The 15916-nt window shown below is 61.3% G+C and carries 18 protein-coding genes and 2 tRNA genes; 9 read left to right on the forward strand and 11 right to left on the reverse strand.

Annotated features, from left to right (window positions below; genetic code table 11):
• The 3 genes from FEF26_RS01350 to FEF26_RS01360 form a co-directional block, all read left to right on the forward strand.
• Positions 1-332: transposase (locus FEF26_RS01350; RefSeq protein WP_208012816.1), on the forward strand; the 332-nt coding region annotated here is incomplete at its 5' end.
• 274 nt (positions 333-606) lie between these two features.
• On the forward strand, positions 607-1461 hold the full coding sequence (gene bla / locus FEF26_RS01355) for a class A beta-lactamase (protein ID WP_243730342.1): 855 nt from the start codon (positions 607-609) through the stop codon (positions 1459-1461).
• 281 nt (positions 1462-1742) lie between these two features.
• Positions 1743-2942 (forward strand): FUSC family protein, encoded by a 1200-nt coding sequence (locus FEF26_RS01360; RefSeq protein ID WP_243730343.1) that lies wholly within the window; start codon positions 1743-1745, stop codon positions 2940-2942.
• Between the two features lie 23 nt (positions 2943-2965).
• Here the strand turns inward: FEF26_RS01360 and FEF26_RS01365 are convergent, their stop codons facing one another.
• From FEF26_RS01365 to FEF26_RS01380, 4 genes are all read right to left on the reverse strand, one after another.
• Entirely contained in the window at positions 2966-3730 is a 765-nt protein-coding gene (locus FEF26_RS01365; protein ID WP_243730344.1) for a DUF429 domain-containing protein, read from the reverse strand.
• Between the two features lie 89 nt (positions 3731-3819).
• Positions 3820-3896 (reverse strand) — tRNA-Ile (locus FEF26_RS01370).
• Positions 3897-3994: 98 nt separating this feature from the next.
• On the reverse strand, positions 3995-4399 hold the full coding sequence (locus FEF26_RS01375) for a 6-pyruvoyl trahydropterin synthase family protein (protein ID WP_243730345.1): 405 nt from the start codon (positions 4397-4399) through the stop codon (positions 3995-3997).
• Entirely contained in the window at positions 4399-5403 is a 1005-nt protein-coding gene (locus FEF26_RS01380; protein ID WP_138251747.1) for a zinc-dependent alcohol dehydrogenase, read from the reverse strand. Before FEF26_RS01380 ends, FEF26_RS01375 begins: the two co-directional genes overlap by 1 nt.
• A gap of 57 nt (positions 5404-5460) precedes the next feature.
• Here FEF26_RS01380 and FEF26_RS01385 point away from each other — a divergent pair, with 57 nt between their 5' ends.
• Positions 5461-6546: a glycosyltransferase family 4 protein gene (locus tag FEF26_RS01385; RefSeq protein WP_138251748.1), complete on the forward strand. Its 1086-nt coding sequence runs from the start codon at positions 5461-5463 to the stop codon at positions 6544-6546.
• A gap of 28 nt (positions 6547-6574) precedes the next feature.
• Here the strand turns inward: FEF26_RS01385 and FEF26_RS01390 are convergent, their stop codons facing one another.
• From FEF26_RS01390 to FEF26_RS01400, 3 genes are read right to left on the reverse strand one after another with little or no spacing between them, the layout of a single operon-like run.
• Complete coding sequence (locus FEF26_RS01390) at positions 6575-7771, reverse strand: glycosyltransferase (RefSeq protein ID WP_138251749.1); 1197 nt, start codon at positions 7769-7771, stop codon at positions 6575-6577.
• On the reverse strand, positions 7768-8532 hold the full coding sequence (locus FEF26_RS01395; protein ID WP_138251750.1) for a CDP-alcohol phosphatidyltransferase family protein: 765 nt from the start codon (positions 8530-8532) through the stop codon (positions 7768-7770). The genes FEF26_RS01390 and FEF26_RS01395 overlap by 4 nt, the downstream gene beginning before the upstream one ends.
• A 9-nt stretch (positions 8533-8541) precedes the next feature.
• Positions 8542-9363, reverse strand: a complete 822-nt coding sequence (locus FEF26_RS01400; protein ID WP_166432867.1) for a phage holin family protein — start codon at positions 9361-9363, stop codon at positions 8542-8544.
• A gap of 112 nt (positions 9364-9475) precedes the next feature.
• On the opposite strand from FEF26_RS01400, the gene FEF26_RS01405 reads away from it, so the two are divergent.
• On the forward strand, positions 9476-9922 hold the full coding sequence (locus tag FEF26_RS01405) for an NINE protein (RefSeq protein WP_138251752.1): 447 nt from the start codon (positions 9476-9478) through the stop codon (positions 9920-9922).
• Here FEF26_RS01405 and FEF26_RS01410 read toward each other — a convergent pair.
• Positions 9919-10791, reverse strand: a complete 873-nt coding sequence (locus FEF26_RS01410) for a siderophore-interacting protein (protein ID WP_138251753.1) — start codon at positions 10789-10791, stop codon at positions 9919-9921. The two genes, FEF26_RS01405 and FEF26_RS01410, sit on opposite strands and share 4 nt — an antisense overlap.
• A 218-nt stretch (positions 10792-11009) precedes the next feature.
• On the opposite strand from FEF26_RS01410, the gene FEF26_RS01415 reads away from it, so the two are divergent.
• Positions 11010-11495 (forward strand): Hsp20/alpha crystallin family protein, encoded by a 486-nt coding sequence (locus FEF26_RS01415; protein WP_138251754.1) that lies wholly within the window; start codon positions 11010-11012, stop codon positions 11493-11495.
• Between the two features lie 72 nt (positions 11496-11567).
• Here the strand turns inward: FEF26_RS01415 and purU are convergent, their stop codons facing one another.
• The gene (gene purU, locus FEF26_RS01420) at positions 11568-12437 is read right to left on the reverse strand and encodes a formyltetrahydrofolate deformylase (RefSeq protein WP_138251755.1); all 870 of its coding nucleotides are present in this window, start codon (positions 12435-12437) and stop codon (positions 11568-11570) included.
• An 80-nt stretch (positions 12438-12517) separates the two neighbouring features.
• Positions 12518-12589 (reverse strand) — tRNA-Asn (locus FEF26_RS01425).
• An 81-nt stretch (positions 12590-12670) separates the two neighbouring features.
• On the opposite strand from FEF26_RS01425, the gene FEF26_RS01430 reads away from it, so the two are divergent.
• Positions 12671-13240: an LOG family protein gene (locus FEF26_RS01430; protein ID WP_243730346.1), complete on the forward strand. Its 570-nt coding sequence runs from the start codon at positions 12671-12673 to the stop codon at positions 13238-13240.
• Between the two features lie 8 nt (positions 13241-13248).
• Here the strand turns inward: FEF26_RS01430 and FEF26_RS01435 are convergent, their stop codons facing one another.
• Positions 13249-13941 (reverse strand): SDR family oxidoreductase, encoded by a 693-nt coding sequence (locus tag FEF26_RS01435; RefSeq protein WP_138251757.1) that lies wholly within the window; start codon positions 13939-13941, stop codon positions 13249-13251.
• Between the two features lie 62 nt (positions 13942-14003).
• Here FEF26_RS01435 and FEF26_RS01440 point away from each other — a divergent pair, with 62 nt between their 5' ends.
• Positions 14004-14780 carry a GNAT family N-acetyltransferase gene (locus FEF26_RS01440; RefSeq protein WP_138251758.1) on the forward strand — a complete coding sequence of 259 codons (777 nt, stop codon included), beginning with the start codon at positions 14004-14006 and terminating at the stop codon, positions 14778-14780.
• A 3-nt stretch (positions 14781-14783) separates the two neighbouring features.
• Entirely contained in the window at positions 14784-15902 is a 1119-nt protein-coding gene (gene menC / locus FEF26_RS01445; RefSeq protein WP_138251759.1) for an o-succinylbenzoate synthase, read from the forward strand.
• The last annotated feature ends 14 nt before the right edge of the window (positions 15903-15916 follow it).

Raw genomic sequence — 15916 nt, forward strand, 5'->3', positions numbered from 1 at the left:
ACCGTCAGCATGCCAGGGTGGAGGACCGGATCCGGCAGGCCAAAGCCACCGGGCTGGCCCGATTCCCTGCCGCCGGGTTCGCGGAGAACCAAGCGTGGCTGCAGGTGGTGATGATCGCCAACGACCTGATCACCTGGACAAAGCTCATCGCCTACAAAGACCACCCCAGCATTGGCCGGGCAGAGATTGCTGCGTTCCGGTACATGATCCTGCACACCGCAGCCCGCATCACCCGCGGAGCACGACAACTCAGGCTCCGGGTTGATGCCGGCTGGAGATGGGTCAACGAGGTCGCCCACGGCTACACCGCCATCCGCGACGCCTTCACCTGACGACCCGCCCACCTGCCCCAACGACTTGCGGAAAATTCGGAGAAACGGCCACCCGAGACGGCAACCCTCGGGCCACAGCCGCGCCCTCATGCGCATTCTCAGCGATTCACCCGCGAGCATGCCCTCAGAACTCCTCAGCGGCGCCCCGTGAAAGAAGGAGGCTCAAAGCCCTCGGACTGACCCTCCCCCTGGTGCTGCTCACCGCAGCGTGTTCTGGCACTGAGCCTGACACCGCACCCACACNCTCAAAGCCCTCGGACTGACCCTCCCCCTGGTGCTGCTCACCGCAGCGTGTTCTGGCACTGAGCCTGACACCGCACCCACACCGACCGCTTCCCCCGAAGAGTCAACCGTTTCGGAGAGCTTCAAGGAACTGGAGTCGCGCTATGACGCCAGACTTGGCGTCTATGCGGTAGACACCGGTAGCGGGGAAGAGGTGACCTGGCGTGATGATGAGCGGTTCGCGTACACCTCGACAATTAAGGCCATCGCGGCAGGGGCACTGCTTGATCAGGTGGGCCTCGATGGCCTCGAGACGGAAGTCCCGATCCAGACAGGCGATATGGTGCCTCACGCCCCCGTCACTGAGAACCATATCGGTCAAACGCTCACACTCGCGGAGCTCACAGAGGCCGCGGTGACCGTGAGTGACAACCCCGCCGCGAACTATCTCTTTGATGAACTCGGCGGCCCCGCCGAGTTCGATGCTGTCTTGGAAGATTTGGGTGACGACGTCACTGAGGTGGTGCGCCGTGAACCAGAGCTCAACGAAGCGACCCCCGGTGATGACCGAGACACCACCACTCCCCGTGCAATCTCAGAGAATCTGCGGGAATACCTTTTCGGCACGACATTGTCTGATGAGGAGAAGTCCCAACTCAGACAGTGGATGATCGATAGTGAAACCGGCGATGCGCTTATCCGCGCCAATCTTCCCTCAGAGTGGACCATCGGAGACAAATCTGGAAACGGGGGCTACGCGAGCCGTGGCAATATCGCGGCGATCTGGCCTCCAGAAGGTGATCCCATCGTGATCGCTGTCCTGTCCTCACGTGATGAACCGGATGCTGAACACGATGACCGGCTCATCGCAGAAGCAGCCGAAGTGGCCGTCTCCGAGCTTCGCTGACGCACCGCATCCAGCCCAAGATGAGACAAGCTGGCACCAAGGACCAGCTCACGCGGAGATACATGCGCATGACATCACGGAACTCAGAGAAATAGACCAGGCGATAGGCCGGACTGGTCCCAGTAGCATGCGCCGTCAGAGGGGACGATTTTCACTGCCAGTGGGCGTTGGGATCCGATTGATAGAGATACAGTCCCAGCAGTGCCAAAATATGGACTGCGGCGCTGAGCGCGCCAATGACACCCCAACACGATGAAGTTCATGAGCGCAGAGGAGCACAGGTGGCCCAGAGTCCCAGGCAGGACCCGGTGAAACACACTCAGGAGGGCAACCACGGTAGATCCCGGCGTATGCCCTCCTTCCGCGGCGTCGTCGACTGGATCCGCAATGTGGTGCAGAAGCCGGAGTTCCTCACTGATGTGCTGCAGATCCTCAAGACTGTTATCGCTGGAACGGCAGCATGGTGGTTCTCCACCTCCGTGTTGGAATCTGAGCTGGCATTCCTAGCGCCGTGGACAGCGCTGCTGACTGTCCACGCAACTGTGCACCGTTCACTGTCGCACGGCATCCAAACCACGGTGGCTTCCACTATCGGTGTCGGGCTGTCCTTTGTCATCGGCTTCTTTCTCGGTGTCAGCCTGTGGACGTTCGCCCTGGCGCTGCTGGTGGGTGTGGCCGCGGCGCGTATCTCTTGGATCAGAGATGAGGGGGTCGCCATTGCGACCACCGCGATATTCGTCTTCGGCAGTGGTTTCGACGAGCAGGCTCCGCTGCTAGATGACCGCATATTGGAAGTAGCAGTGGGTGTCGCCGCCGGGGTCCTGGTCAACATGCTCATTGTTCCGCCTCTGGGAGACAAACAGGCTGGGCGCTACGTAGACAGCCTCAACGAGCGCATGGGCGGGGTTCTAGTCAGCATCTCCGAGGAGTTCTCCGACAACTGGGATACCGACCGGGCTGAGGCATGGTTCAAAGAGACAGAGTCAATGAGCCAAGAACTCGATTCGGCCTGGACTGTGGTGCGTTTCGCGAGGGAATCCCACCGCGCGAACCCACGAGGACTTCGCGGCAAAAGCAAACTTCACCGAAGCACCTGGGAAGCGCACGAGGCAAGCTACGAGGAAATCTTGGAACGCACTGACGAGGGCATCTCCCATTTGCGCCACCTCACCCGTTCGCTGCGGGAAGCCTCATACTCCGACGGCGAATGGGATGAGCGGTTCCGTGAGCGCTGGGCGCGGATTGTGGGAGACGCCGGGCGCTCGATCGCAGATCCAGATAGAGAGGTCGCCCCTCTTCACGAGGACCTCACCTCACTGTCGACCGATATGGCCAAGGACAGGGGTCTGCCCACTGATTCATGGCCTACCTACGGTTCGCTGCTCGCAAGCGTGCGGCACATCGTGGTGGTCGTGGACGACGTCGCCTCCGCCCGTAAAGCCCGCGAAGGCGGTACTGAGAACCCCACAGTCTCCCATTGAACGCTGCGCACAGGGTGAGAATCTCAACTGCGCGGAGACCGCAAGCTGCCAAGCGAGCAGTCCGGTAGAGCGATCCATCCTTCTCGTTCAGCCCTCGCCTTGTGCTGGGGTGGCGGAGAGGAGTACTGGCCCACTGCTGCGGCCCGAGCCGAAAGAGCTGCGATCACCGCATCAAAAGCGTCAGGAGAGTCCACCATGAGTTCTTGATGCGGACGGATTTCCAACCACGGTGCCTCACTTTCAATCCGCTGAACGAGTAGGCGACGCACCTCAGGGTCGGTCCGATACCCGCGGATATCCCAGTCCCACTGCCTCAGCGTTGCCCCAGGGTAGACCTCAACTACGATGCCCTCTCGCCCGGACCTGTCCACCTGAAGTCCATGTGCGGCAAGTCGCCCAAGGAGGCCGGCACAACGCATTGCCGTCAGGCCCAGGCGATCGGTCGATACGCTCAGCGGCCAGCGTCCTACCTTCTCGCGGACAAACCGGTCGGTCTCTCGGAAAGCTAGGGTCCGCCTCCACTCCATGCCCCCGTCTGCTGTCTGCGGCTGAGCGAGATTCGAGTGACTGGCCACAAAGGCGACAAACTCGTCAGGCCAGCCCAGCGCACAATCAACTCCGATCTTGGTGACTCCCGCTGCCGCCCGGACAATCTCGGTGTCGTCAACGTTAAGACGCAACTGCTCCAGGCGCGCACCGGCTGGGGTCCAAGCCATGATGGCGAGGGCCGTCCGCTTGCTCTCGGCCGCAAGATCGACTCCCGCGATCCACATGACATCATCGCTCATGCCAACGACGGTACGTGATCAGGATCGACGGGACTGCTATGAGCACGAGTGTCGCTGAACCACCAGGACACCTCATCATCGGCCCATTCTGGTAGGGGGTGCGGGACTTGAACCCGCGACAAAAGGATTATGAGTCCTCTGCTCTAACCAACTGAGCTAACCCCCCTCGCAGCCGCCCAGATACGCAACGGCAGCCGCTCTATCCTAACTGAGGACCGCCCGACCTTGCGCAGCTGCGCAGGCCCCACGGAGGTGGCGATACTCTCAGGGGCCGAGTTCAAGCCTGACGGAAGCTCGCGCCCGCGGGTGCTCATCAGCTGCAATCTCCAGAGCACGCAACCCGTGGTGACCGGGCAGCCCCTGCACCACCTGCTCGGCGACGTACTGGCAGACGACTTCCGTCGTCGTGATCTTCCCTGAAAGGTCCGGGTGCTCATCCAGATTCCGGTACCTCAGGCCGTCCAACACCCCACCCAGAAGGGACATGGCCACCCCAATATCCATCACAACCCCATGCTCATCGAGCCCTTCACGTTCGAACGTCGCAGTGATGGCCAGGGTTGCCCCGTGCAGCTGCTGAGCTGGACCAAAGAACTCATCCGGGAGCGAGTGAGCGATCATCACGTGGTCGTCCACCGATACGCGGAATATGGGCTTCTGTGCGGGCATTAGTCGGCTCCTTGAGTCTCGGATGGGGCATATGTCACCGCGTGCAGCAGCTGGTTTCGAGTCCAGTCTGCCTTACGCGAAAAGTCATCGAGCACCGTGGGCAGATCGTCCAAGGATGAGCTACCGGTGACGAGGGCGTCGAACCGCGGATCCAGCAACTCCAATGCGGCCGCCAACCGCTGCCTCCGGGTGCGCCGCAAGCGCTTGGGTGCCGCTACCTCGCCCACCTGGGCACCGATGATCCTCAGGCGCCTAGCGTGAAAACCGCCACCCAAAGGAACATTGGGCTCGCTCGTGCCGTACCAGGACATCTCCACCACAGCACCGTCGTCCCCCGTGATGTCCAGAGCGCGGCCAAGGCCCGATTGGGCAGCTGAGGTGTGAAAGACTGCGTCGTTATCACCGGAGGCCTCCTCTGGGGAGACGGCATGAAGTCCCAACTCTGCGACAAGGGCCCGCCGCGCTGAGTCGACCTCCACCACTTGGAGCCGCGCCGGGGTGACCTGTGACAGCAGCAACGCCGTCACCAACCCCACCAGCCCAGCGCCTACGACGGCGATTCTGTCGCCAAGTGTGGACTGGGCCTCCCACACGGCATTGAGCCCAACCTCAGCAATACCGGCCACCAAGGCACGTGAGCTGGGCATGTCATCGGGCACCACATGGCAGGCCTCCACCGGCACCACCGCATGACTGCGGTGACCAGTCAGGCTGAAGACCCGTTTACCTATCAGGTCCTCAGGTCCCTGGCGCACCACTGCCACATTGAGATACCCGTGCGAGACCGGAAACGGCAGATTGCCAAGCTGGTGCGGGGCAGCCATCAGACTGGCCACCGCGTCCGGAACCTCCCCCCGGTAGACCACCGATTCGGTGCCAGGAGAGATCCCGGAGAGCTCAGTCTCCAGAAGCACCTGCCCGGGGCCAGGCTCAGGCGCAGCAACGTTGCGCACCCGGGCAGAACGGGGCGACTCGATCCATAGTTCGCGTGCAGTCAATGTCATCGGCCCTATAGTCCCATGTCAGCCGGAACAGGACCTGGAGGTGACACACTAAAGGCTATGAGGCTCTTCATTGATTGCCGGTATGTCCGCCCGCGGGTGCATGACGGAATCTCCCGGTACACAGCCTCCCTGGTGCAGGCCGCCGCTGAGCAGGCTGATATCACCATGCTGATCCACGACCCAGAACAGCTGAACCAGCTCCCTGAGCTTCCGCATCTGCGTATCAGTTCACCGACAGGGCCGAACGAACCTTTCGTTGCCCGGCAGATTAACCCCCACTCCCCGGATGTGGTCTTCTCCCCCATGCAGACCATGGGCAGCCTGGGCAGACGGTACAGCCTGATCCTCACTCTTCATGACCTCATCTACTATCAGCACCGCACCCCACCGAAGAACCTTCCCGCCCCAGTCCGACTGGGGTGGTGGCTCTATCACCTCAGCTATGCGCCTCAGCGGCTGGCACTGAACCGGGCCGACGCCGTCGCCACCGTTTCGCAGACAACAGCAGACTTGATTGCCGAACACCGGCTGACCTCACGGCCGGTTCATCTGATCTCCAATGCACCGCAAGACGTGCCCGAACCGCGGAACCCTTACCAACCCCCCGAAAAAGACCTGGTCTACATGGGTTCGTTCATGGACTACAAGAATGTTCCGGCGCTCATCGCCGCGATCAATGAACTACCCGGCTACAGGCTGCACCTATGTTCACCGGTTGAGCCCGCAGGCCGGGCGCAGCTGACGGCACGTGCCACGCGACCGGGTCAGCTGATCTTCCACAACGGGATCAATGAGGGGGCCTACCACCAGCTGCTACAGCGGGCCACCGCCTTGGTGACGCTTTCCCAGGCAGAAGGCTTCTGCCTTCCCGTGGTTGAAGCGCTCAGTCATGGAACGCCCGTCATCACCTCAGATCTGCCCATCTTCCGGGAGGTCACAGGCTCTGCAGTCCGCAGCTACGGAGCACAGGTGATCGATAGTAAAGATCCGCTGAGCTTCGCTGCCGCGGTGCACGCTTTGGAGAATCAGGAGGACTTCGCCGCGGCGAGCGAGGCGGCACGAACCAGGAGCCAGGACTACTCATGGTCGGAATCCGCCGCTGAACTGATCAGGCTGGCTGAATCACTGACGGGTTCCCGCTAGCGCAAAGGTCGCACGTGCTTTCCGCGCCCTACCACTCGAACTGGTATGTCTCCGTCCAGTCCGCGCCGTAGTAGAGAGCCTCATAAGCGGCCATGGTCTTGCCAATCGCGTGCTGATTGGCCTTCTCCCGGCTCCTCAGCCCCATAGTCGCCCGCTCCTGAGGTGTCTTCCTGAAGACGCGGTTGAGCTGTTCGGCCAAATCATCACTGTTGAACGGCTCAAAAAGGTAGCCGTTCTCTCCCACTGCCACCAAGTGCGGCAAGGCCAACGCGTTCGCCAAAATCACAGGCTTGGCCGCACTCATGGCTTCCAGCGACACCAATGACTGAAGTTCTGAGGTGCCTGGCTGGCAGAAGGCATCAGCCGAAATATAAGCCTCTCTGAGCTCCGCATCATTCAGGTGACCCCTGAAATTGATTCGGTCCTCAATGCCCAGCTCAGCTGTCTGCTCGCGGAGCTTATCGCGCTGTTCGCCGTCGCCGATGATCTCGGCGGTGATCTGGAGTGCAGGATCAGTCTTAGCCACGGCGTCTATGAGCACGTCAACGTTCTTCTCCACCGCCAAACGCCCCACGAAGAGCACTGTCGGTTTGTCCCGCCGGGCGATGGATTCATCAGGCCGAGGGCTGTAATAGTCAACATCGATCCCGTTGGACAGTGGGAGCACATGTTCGAACCCACCCTTAGCCCGCATGGTGTCGGCGGCTAATGGTGTGGGGGTCGTGACCACGGAGGCCTTACCCATGAGGCGCCCCATATCCCTCCAAGAGTTCCGTGCCACAATCCGCTTGAACCACTTGGGGAAGGGCAGGAAGGGGTCCAGGTTCTCCGGCATGAAGTGATTGGTGGCCACCGTGCGCACCCGCGCCTCTTCTGCGGCCAAAATTGCAGCCTTACCAATCATGTAGTGGCACTGGACGTGGACCACGTCTGGTTGGATCTCGGCGACCAAGCGGCGCATGGCAGGTTCCACCAGCCAGGGCAGGCAGAGGCGGTGGTACTCGTGTGTTGGCGCCTTGAATGACCGGAAACGGTGGATGGTGGCCTCATCTTGATGCTCCACCACATCAGGGCCTGGGCCCGGCCGCGCCGCCGCTATGTGGACTTGGTGCCCGCGGGCTGTCATGTGTTTGGCCAGTCGATAGCCGAAAATGGATGCCCCGTTGACATCGGGTGGGTAGGTGTCGGCTGCGATCAGAACTGTTAGTGGCTTGCCGTTGTTCACTCTTCGTTGACCCTCCGCGGAGGTCCTCCCTGTTCGGGGTGCAGATTGGCGGTTTGTGTGGTGGTTGTGGGTTTACCGACCAGCGGTTCGTCTGATGTGGCTGCCACACCGATCCGGGCCCACGTACTTCGCCTCCACGGGTTGATGTCCGCTGCGCGCAGCCTCCGGAACTTGCCGAGGGCTTGGATGAAGTAGTCCAGGGAGGCGATGATGTGCATCACGGCTCCGGCGACGAGGAGCGACTCTGCCACCAAGGGGAATAGCCCGTCGATTCGCTCGGAGAACTCCGGCAGTTCGGCGAGCATGAGCATCGGCAGACTGACCATGAGGCAGGCGGTGCGTACTTTGCCCATCCCGGAAACGGGCAGTTGGGGTGAACCGGCGAAGAACACGGTGGATGTCAGCAGGAGCACCAGGTCGGGAAGCAGTATTGCCCAGAGCAGCCATTCGGGTGCTATGTCGAAGTAGACCAGGGTGAGCGTCACGATGATCATCGCGAGTCGATCGGCAAGTGGGTCAAGCCAGCGTCCGACTGTGGACATCTGGTTGAAGAACCTGGCGATGAAGCCGTCGATCCAGTCAGTTGCGCCGAGCACCACCAGGATCCAGAACGCGGTCATGAACTCGCCCTCGCGCACGAAGTACACGAAAAACGGAAGAAGCAGGAACCGAAGTACGGTCACAATGTTCGGAACGGTCCAGAACGTCTGCTTGACGGTGTACTCGAAACCCTCCCGGGTTCCAATACCCATGATCCTCATGGGCTCAGTCTATTTCTTGGTCAGCTCGCGGAGGAACGCACCTGCGGCGGCGGCGGAACCGGCAGCGACTGCCAGTGGTTTCCAACGTTCTGCGAAGAATTCTTTGGCACCACGGGCATCAGCAGGATCCTGCCCATCGACCGGCGGAGCAGGGGCCGGAGCCTCGGGTGGCAGCGAATCCTGGGGCTGCGGAGGCTGATCCAGGACGGTGTTGGATCGGGTGAATCGGGTCCGCAGCTGGTCCTGCAAACCGGCAATGTGATCACGGCGCAGTGCCGTCCGGCGCAGAAGTTCGGTGTAGCTGGGCTTCTGGGGCGCGCCTTCACCCGGGGTCTTCTTCTGCTCAGCGGACCGGCGCTTAGCCTCCGCCTTCGCCCGGCGGCGTTCCTCATCAGCTCGGTCCAAGGACTTGGGATCAAAGTCTGTGCCCTCGCGTGCCACCCCGAGGTCGAGACGGAGCCCGCGGATGGCATCCTCTGGTGTCAGAGGCTGGGTGCGTTTGAACTTCGCTAAGCCTATGAGAGCGAAGACCAGCGCGATCAGCAGGAACCCTCCAGCCACAATCAACGCTGCGGCCCAGAGTTGGAAGCCCGCGGCGTGAAGTCCCGCAATGGCAGCTACGATGAGCGCCACGGTGAGGAAGGTGAGGAAGACCAGACCCACGACCACAAGGGCTGCGGCGATGGCGGCGGCCATCCCTTTGGCCTTCATCTGAGCGGTGGCCAGGGCTATCTCGTCGTTGATCTGCTTGGGTCCAAGCCTGACGAGAACTTTGACAACATCGATCACGGAAGGTTTCGATGCCGCGCTCTTGGTGTTCTGCTGCGCCACGACAGCGCCTCCATCCATAGTTGAGAAGCGTATATTCAGATCCAAACTACCACCTGCACCCCTTGTGAGGCGCCTGGGCCTGGGCTTTCGCTCCAGAGCTAGAATTGTGGGTATGGCCGGTGACTATGACCTTGACGAGCTTTACGCCAATACCTACACCGATGAGGACCGGCTTGCCTTCGAAAATCAGCCGGAGTCATCCAAGAGGTTTGTGATCGCCTGGGCTCTGGCACTCTTTCTCGGGCCCATAGGGGCTCAACGCTACTACCTGGGCTATTTCACCACAGCTGTGGTGAAAACCAGCCTGTTCTGCGCCGGGGTGGCGCTGTTGGTCCTCGATGTGCCCAATGCTGGGCTCGCACTGATTGGTGTTGTGGGGGCGTGGACCATCATCGACCTGTTTCTTCTGCTTTCCGGAACCATGCAGGATAAGGCGGACCATCGACTCAAGGGCTTTACCCGGTTTGCTGGAATCTGCGCCGCAGCAACTGTGGCGGTGCTCGTCGGTTGGCTGGTCATCGCCCTGGTGATCGGCACAAGCTCCGGAGTTGCCGGTTAGTTGTCGGGGTCAATCTTTCCCGCCGGGGTCTGTTTCTCCGCCTGGAACTGGTCCTCTATCCTGCCGTACGCCCAGTATGCCGATAGCGACATCCCCTTGCGTTCCAGGCCCCGCTCTTTGACCAGGTGTTTACGGATTCGCTTCATCTGCTCCCGCTCCCCGTGGATGAACACCTGGACGTCACCATCAGGAATCTCAATTTCCCGCAGGTGATCCGTGATGCGGGTGGTTTCCGGCGTGAAGTCACCTCCACGGTGGATCCACATCAGCTCAATACCCTCTGGCACAGTGAGCGGCACTTCCTCAGTGGCGTCCCGAACTTCCAGCACGACGACGCCGCGCGCGTCAGCTTCCATTCCCTCCAGGGCAGCTGCGATGGCTGGGATGGAAGACTCATCGCCAGCGATGAGGTGGAAGTCGGCTTCAGGGCGGGGAGCGTAGCCTGAGCCGGGTCCGAAGAAGCTGATGCTGTCCCCCGGCTGGGCATTGGCCGCCCAGGGACCCGCGATGCCCTCATCACCATGGACAACGAAATCAACCCAAATCTGCTTATTAAGCCAATCGATATGCCTCACGGTGTAGGTGCGACGAACGGGCATCTGCTTTTTGGGCAGCTGCTCACGCAGCGCCTCCATGTCATAGGGCCGCTGAAGTCCCAGTGCGGGGTCAGCGAACAGCAGCTTGATGTACTGATCCGTATCGTTCTTGAACTCGATGGAGTCGAACTGTTCTCCGCCCAGCACCACGCGCACCATGTGTGGGGCGATCTGCTCAGTGCGCACCACTTCGAGAAGCGTTTGGACCTTCGGTTTGCGGGGCTTCTTGGTCTCTGCGGTGGGCTGCTGGTCGGGGGAGGCCTGAGTTGACATGCCCCTCACTCTACAAGATAGGTGATCCTAAGTAGGAGACATGTCCACTACGCAAGATGGTTATGACGCAATTTACCAATTCGAGAATCTTGAGCGTTACTGACTCAACTTGAGGAATAGGTGCGTAGGCGGCGTCGTTATATGAGGCGACAGTGCCATAGTGGCGCGGTCCACCGTTGTAGGTGATGAGTTGCTTCCATGAAAGGAGCTGATTGCTGATGATCAACTCGACCTTTACCCGTCTTGACCCTTTCGCTCTGGTGGATGATTTCCTCCGCCAGTCGCGAATCCCCCAGTTCAACGATGAGCAGCGAGCTTCCGGGTTCGTGCCTGCTGTTGACGCGCGCAGGGAGGAAGAGGACCTCGTGGCCTCTGTTGACCTACCCGGCGTTGACCCGGAGAACGATATCTCCGTGGAACTCTCCAACGGTGGGCGCACGCTTACCGTCTCCGGCGAGCGCAAGATCCGCCATCAGGCCGAAGGGTTCCGCGAAGTCCGCTACGGCAGCTTCTCCAGGACTTTGCACCTGCCTGAGGCTGTGCAGGACAGTGACATCTCCGCTGACTACGAATCCGGCGTCCTGACTGTGCGAGTCGCCGGAGTCTACGCGGAGGAGCAGCCGCAGAAAATCCGAATCACGTCCAGCTCCGGGTCCCAGCAGGTGAGCGCTTCAGGATCTGAGGCCAAAGAGATTCACCAGTAGAAACCGTTGTCCGCACCGTATGAACTCAACTGTTGGGGTCGCCACGTCCGGCGGCCCCAACACCGTTGGACCCTAGAATACGATGGTGGTGCCGCCGTGCCGGATAACCCGGTCCTCACAGTGCCACTTCACGGCACGGGACAGCACGGCACGTTCTACGTCCGCTCCAAATCGCGTGAGCTGGGCGACGTCGTCAGCATGAGAGACCCGGATGACATCCTGTTCGATGATCGGGCCCTCATCCAAGTCCTCGGTGACGTAGTGCGCCGTGGCGCCGATCAGCTTTACACCCCGGTCTTTGGCCTTTTGGTAGGGCCCTGCGCCGATGAAGGCAGGGAGGAAGCTGTGGTGAATATTGATGATCGGCACTCCGATCTGCTCTAGGAAGCTTGGGGAGAGGATCTGCATGTACCGAGCCAGTACCACCAGGTCAACGTGCCCCTTGAGCAGCTTGAGGTGCTCAGCCTCAGCAGCCGCCTTATTGTCCCGATCCACAGGAACGTGGTGGAAGTCGATGCCGAAGCGGCGCACGTCAGCCTCCAGATCTGCATGATTTGAGACCACCATGGCGATGTCCATGGGAAGGTCACCGCGACGATGCCGCCAGAGCAGGTCAAGCAGACAGTGGTCCGTCTTGGAGGCGAAGATCGCTACCCGCTTGGGTTCCGCGGCGTCGGTGAGCTGAAACTCCATAGAGAACCGCTCACCGAGACGATCCTGGACCGTTTGCTGGATTTCCTGCCGACGCTGGGCGAATCCCGGAAGGTGAAAGACGGTGCGCTGAAAGAACTGGCCGTCCTCGACACCGGTGGAGTACTGGTCCAAGGTGATGATGTTTCCACCGAGTTCAGCGATCAGTTCCGATACCGCGGCGACGATTCCATGTTGGTCGGGGCATGAGATGACCAGGCGGGCGATATCAGGACGCTGCTCAGTGTTCATCGTGGGCCTCCGGGATCGTTACTACCACTGGAACCAAAAACGCCCTCCACCCGACGGGCAGAGGGCCTTTTTGCGTTTCGCTCCCCCGGCTGGACTCGAACCAGCAACCACTCGATTAACAGTCGAGTGCTCTGCCATTGAGCTACGGAGGAATGGACCTCGAAATTCTAGCAGGCGGGGAGCATCGATGAAAAATCGGGCCCACGCCCAACCCCGCTTATAGGATGGTGAGCGTGACTCACCTTCAACGCATCACCGTCTTTACCGGCGGCGCCTCCGGCCATGATCTGACCTACCAACAGCACGTACGCGCCCTCGGAACCGAGTTCGCACGGGCCGGCATCGGTGTGGTCTACGGCGGCGGAAAGGTGGGCCTCATGGGCCAGATCGCTGACTCCGCATTGGAAGCCAACGGCGAGGTCATCGGAGTCATCCCCGAGGTGCTCATGGAACGCGAGGTCGCGCACCGCAACGTCACCTACCTCGAAATCGTGCCCGATATGCACTTCCGCAAAGCGCGGCTCGGCGAGCTCGGGGACGCATTCGTGGCTCTCCCCGGCGGTATGGGCACCCTCGAAGAACTCTTCGAGGTCTGGACCTGGCAATACCTCGGCATCCACGCCAAACCAGTGGCGCTCTACAACATCAAGGGATTCTGGAACCCTCTGCTGGAGATGATCGACCACCAAGTAGCCGAAGGGTTCATTGCAGGATGGCGGCGGGACGCACTAGTCATCGCAGACACCCCCGGGGACCTGATCTCCCAGCTGCAGGCCTGGAGGCCACCAGCTCAGGACCGGTGAAGCCCTCCCTAGGGATTGACCGGTCGAATGGTGAGCTCATCAATACTTGAAGCAGCTTCATTCTCTAAAGCCAAGCGGGCAGTCTTGGCCACTGCCTCCGGAGAAATATAGCGGGCGCCGTCGTACTCGGTGTTCCCAGCGGCAGTCTGCAGAGCCACCTGCATATCCGTATCCACCTGACCAGGGTGCAGCGAGGTCACTCGCACCGCGCCCCGCTCCTCCTCCCGCAAAGCATCAGTGAATGCACGCAGCGCGAACTTTGACCCGGAGTAGAGCGAGCTGCCGGCTCGGGACCTGAAGCCCGCACCCGAGTTGATGGTGATCACCTGCCCTGATGCTGCCCGTAAGGCAGGAAGGGTCAAGCGGGTGAGTTCCGCCACAGCGAAGACATTGATCTCAAACATCTGCCGCCACTGATCCAATGTCGCCTCAGCCACTGGGTTGGTCCAGGCCAGCCCAGCAGAGTGGACCAGCACGTCCATCTGCTGCAGGCCGGCCTCCTCCCATGCCCGCTGCACTGCGTCCGCATCGCCAAGGTCAGCGAGGAACGGCGCCGCGTCCGGCAGTGAGGAAACCACCTCCTGCACGCGCTCTGCGTCGGTGCCGCCGACCAAAATTCGGTAGTCAGGACCCAGTTCCTCGGCGATCGCGCGGCCGATCCCCCGCGAACCACCAGTGATGAGTGCAACTTTTTCAGCCATAGTCGGTAGTTTATCGCCCCGGTCAGACTCGCCGGCGGGAAGCAGAGCGATACAGTGGCTCCATGATCCCCGGAGACAATTCACCCGCCGCGCGACTGACGCTCAGCTCAGGGCTCATCGTCCGCGAACTCAGCAACTACGGGGAACTCAAGCAAGCCTGCCAGCTCTACCGCGGCGTGTTCGGTTACACCGGTGATGACGAGTCACTGAACCCGAGGATGCTCAGCTCACTGCTCAAGCATTCAGGCTCGGTGGTCGGCGCCGTGGACCCCTCCGGCACGGTACTGGCTTTCGCCTACGGGTGGGCTGCGGTTGAAACCGGCGACGACGCCCACATTTACCACTTCTCCCAAGCGGCCGTGGTGTCCTCCGTCCTGCAAGGGCAGGGGGTGGGCCGCTCACTGAAACGAGTCCAGGCAGCCATGGCTGAACGCTCAGGTGCGGAGCGTATGCGCTGGACTTACGATCCGCTGTTAGCCCGCAACGCACACTTCAACCTTGATGTGCTCGGCGCTCGAGGCCGCTGGTACTCCCCTGATGCGCAGGGCCTACCGGGCACTGACCGCATCACCGTGGAATGGCGCTTCACCGAGGACGGCGCATCCACCGCTGGTGCGGACAACGCCAATGGTGGCCACACACCCCACGTGGCCGTGGGCGAACTTCACCACGACGACGCCGGAACCCACCTGGGACTGCCAGCCGCCAAACCTGTGGACCCTGACCTCGCTGCCAGTCTGCGCCACCAGATCCGAGGCATATTCGACCAGGGCTTTTCCGCCGTCTCCTGCTTCCGCACCGACCCACATACCGCCGTATACACCTTTGTGAAGGACTGATCCATGCGCATCGTTAACGCCACGCTCCACGACGTTGAGCTTCCGCTGGTCCACTCATTTGAGACGTCCAGCCACCGCAAGTCCTCACTGCGGCATCTCATTGTGGAGCTCACTGATGAGTCTGGAGCCAAAGGATGGGGAGAGATCGCCTCACCGGCAGGGCCGTACTACGCCTCCGAGACAACCACGATCGCCTGGCACACCGCCACCGAGTACCTCATCCCCGCAGTTCTTGGGGCCGAATGGGAACATCCCGATGAGGTCTCTGCGCTCTACGGCAAAGTGCGCGGGCACTGGTTCGCTAAGGCAGGAGTCGAAATGGCGGCATGGACTCTCTACGCCGCTCACACCCAGCAGCCCCTGGCGACGGCCCTAGGTGGGACCCGCAGCACCGTCATAGCTGGCGTTTCCCTAGGTATTGAGCCGAGCATCGATGAGCTGCTGACCCAAGTGGCCAAGCATGTCGACTCCGGCTACCCGCGCGTGAAGCTGAAGATCGCACCCGGATGGGACGTGGAACCGGTCAAGGCTGTGCGAGGCACCTACCCTGACCTTGATGTTCACGTTGATGCAAATGGGGCCTATCCCGGGGACGACGCCGCCTTCGAGACTTTTCGCGCATTGGACCCACACGGACTGACAATGATTGAGCAGCCCTTCGCGCCGCGGAACTTCATGGATTCAGCGCGGCTCCAAGCAGAGCTGAACACACCGGTATGCCTCGATGAGTCCGTGGAGACACTGGACGATCTGCGCACCGCCCTTGAGCTGAAAGCAGGAGGGGTGCTCAACATCAAGGTTTCCCGCATGGGAGGGCTCAGTGCCGCGCGCGCTGCACACGACTTGACCCAAGAGGCCGGTTGGCCAGTCTGGTGCGGGGGGATGCACGAGTTCGGAATCGGGCGGCTCGCCAATGTTGCCATCTCATCACTGCCGGGCTTCACACTTCCTTCTGATGTGTCCGCCAGCGGCAAGTACTACGCAGAAGACATCATTGACCCGGCCGTCACGGCCGAGGGCGGCGTCGTCACGGTCCCGTCCACCGCAGGTCTGGGCGCGCAGGTGCGTACCGAGCTGATTGCTGAGCACGCGCAGCAGACACAGACCTTCAGCGCCGACTAACGCGCGTCAGCCGC

The sequence above is a fragment of the Nesterenkonia salmonea genome, assembly GCF_005771525.1.
GTDB classification, from domain to species: Bacteria; Actinomycetota; Actinomycetes; order Actinomycetales; family Micrococcaceae; genus Nesterenkonia; species Nesterenkonia salmonea.

What these genes read in the sequence shown, in the direction of transcription:
- FEF26_RS01385 (WP_138251748.1), top strand. Translation starts at nt 5,461, where the DNA reads ATGAGGCTCTTCATTGATTGCCGGTATGTCCGCCCGCGGGTGCATGAC.
- FEF26_RS01405 (WP_138251752.1), top strand. Translation starts at nt 9,476, where the DNA reads ATGGCCGGTGACTATGACCTTGACGAGCTTTACGCCAATACCTACACC.
- FEF26_RS01380 (WP_138251747.1), bottom strand. Translation starts at nt 5,403, where the DNA reads ATGACATTGACTGCACGCGAACTATGGATCGAGTCGCCCCGTTCTGCC.
- purU (WP_138251755.1), bottom strand. Translation starts at nt 12,437, where the DNA reads ATGAACACTGAGCAGCGTCCTGATATCGCCCGCCTGGTCATCTCATGC.
- FEF26_RS01375 (WP_243730345.1), bottom strand. Translation starts at nt 4,399, where the DNA reads ATGCCCGCACAGAAGCCCATATTCCGCGTATCGGTGGACGACCACGTG.
- menC (WP_138251759.1), top strand. Translation starts at nt 14,784, where the DNA reads ATGCGCATCGTTAACGCCACGCTCCACGACGTTGAGCTTCCGCTGGTC.
- FEF26_RS01435 (WP_138251757.1), bottom strand. Translation starts at nt 13,941, where the DNA reads ATGGCTGAAAAAGTTGCACTCATCACTGGTGGTTCGCGGGGGATCGGC.
- FEF26_RS01415 (WP_138251754.1), top strand. Translation starts at nt 11,010, where the DNA reads ATGATCAACTCGACCTTTACCCGTCTTGACCCTTTCGCTCTGGTGGAT.
- FEF26_RS01395 (WP_138251750.1), bottom strand. Translation starts at nt 8,532, where the DNA reads ATGAGGATCATGGGTATTGGAACCCGGGAGGGTTTCGAGTACACCGTC.
- FEF26_RS01440 (WP_138251758.1), top strand. Translation starts at nt 14,004, where the DNA reads ATGATCCCCGGAGACAATTCACCCGCCGCGCGACTGACGCTCAGCTCA.
- FEF26_RS01410 (WP_138251753.1), bottom strand. Translation starts at nt 10,791, where the DNA reads ATGTCAACTCAGGCCTCCCCCGACCAGCAGCCCACCGCAGAGACCAAG.
- FEF26_RS01365 (WP_243730344.1), bottom strand. Translation starts at nt 3,730, where the DNA reads ATGAGCGATGATGTCATGTGGATCGCGGGAGTCGATCTTGCGGCCGAG.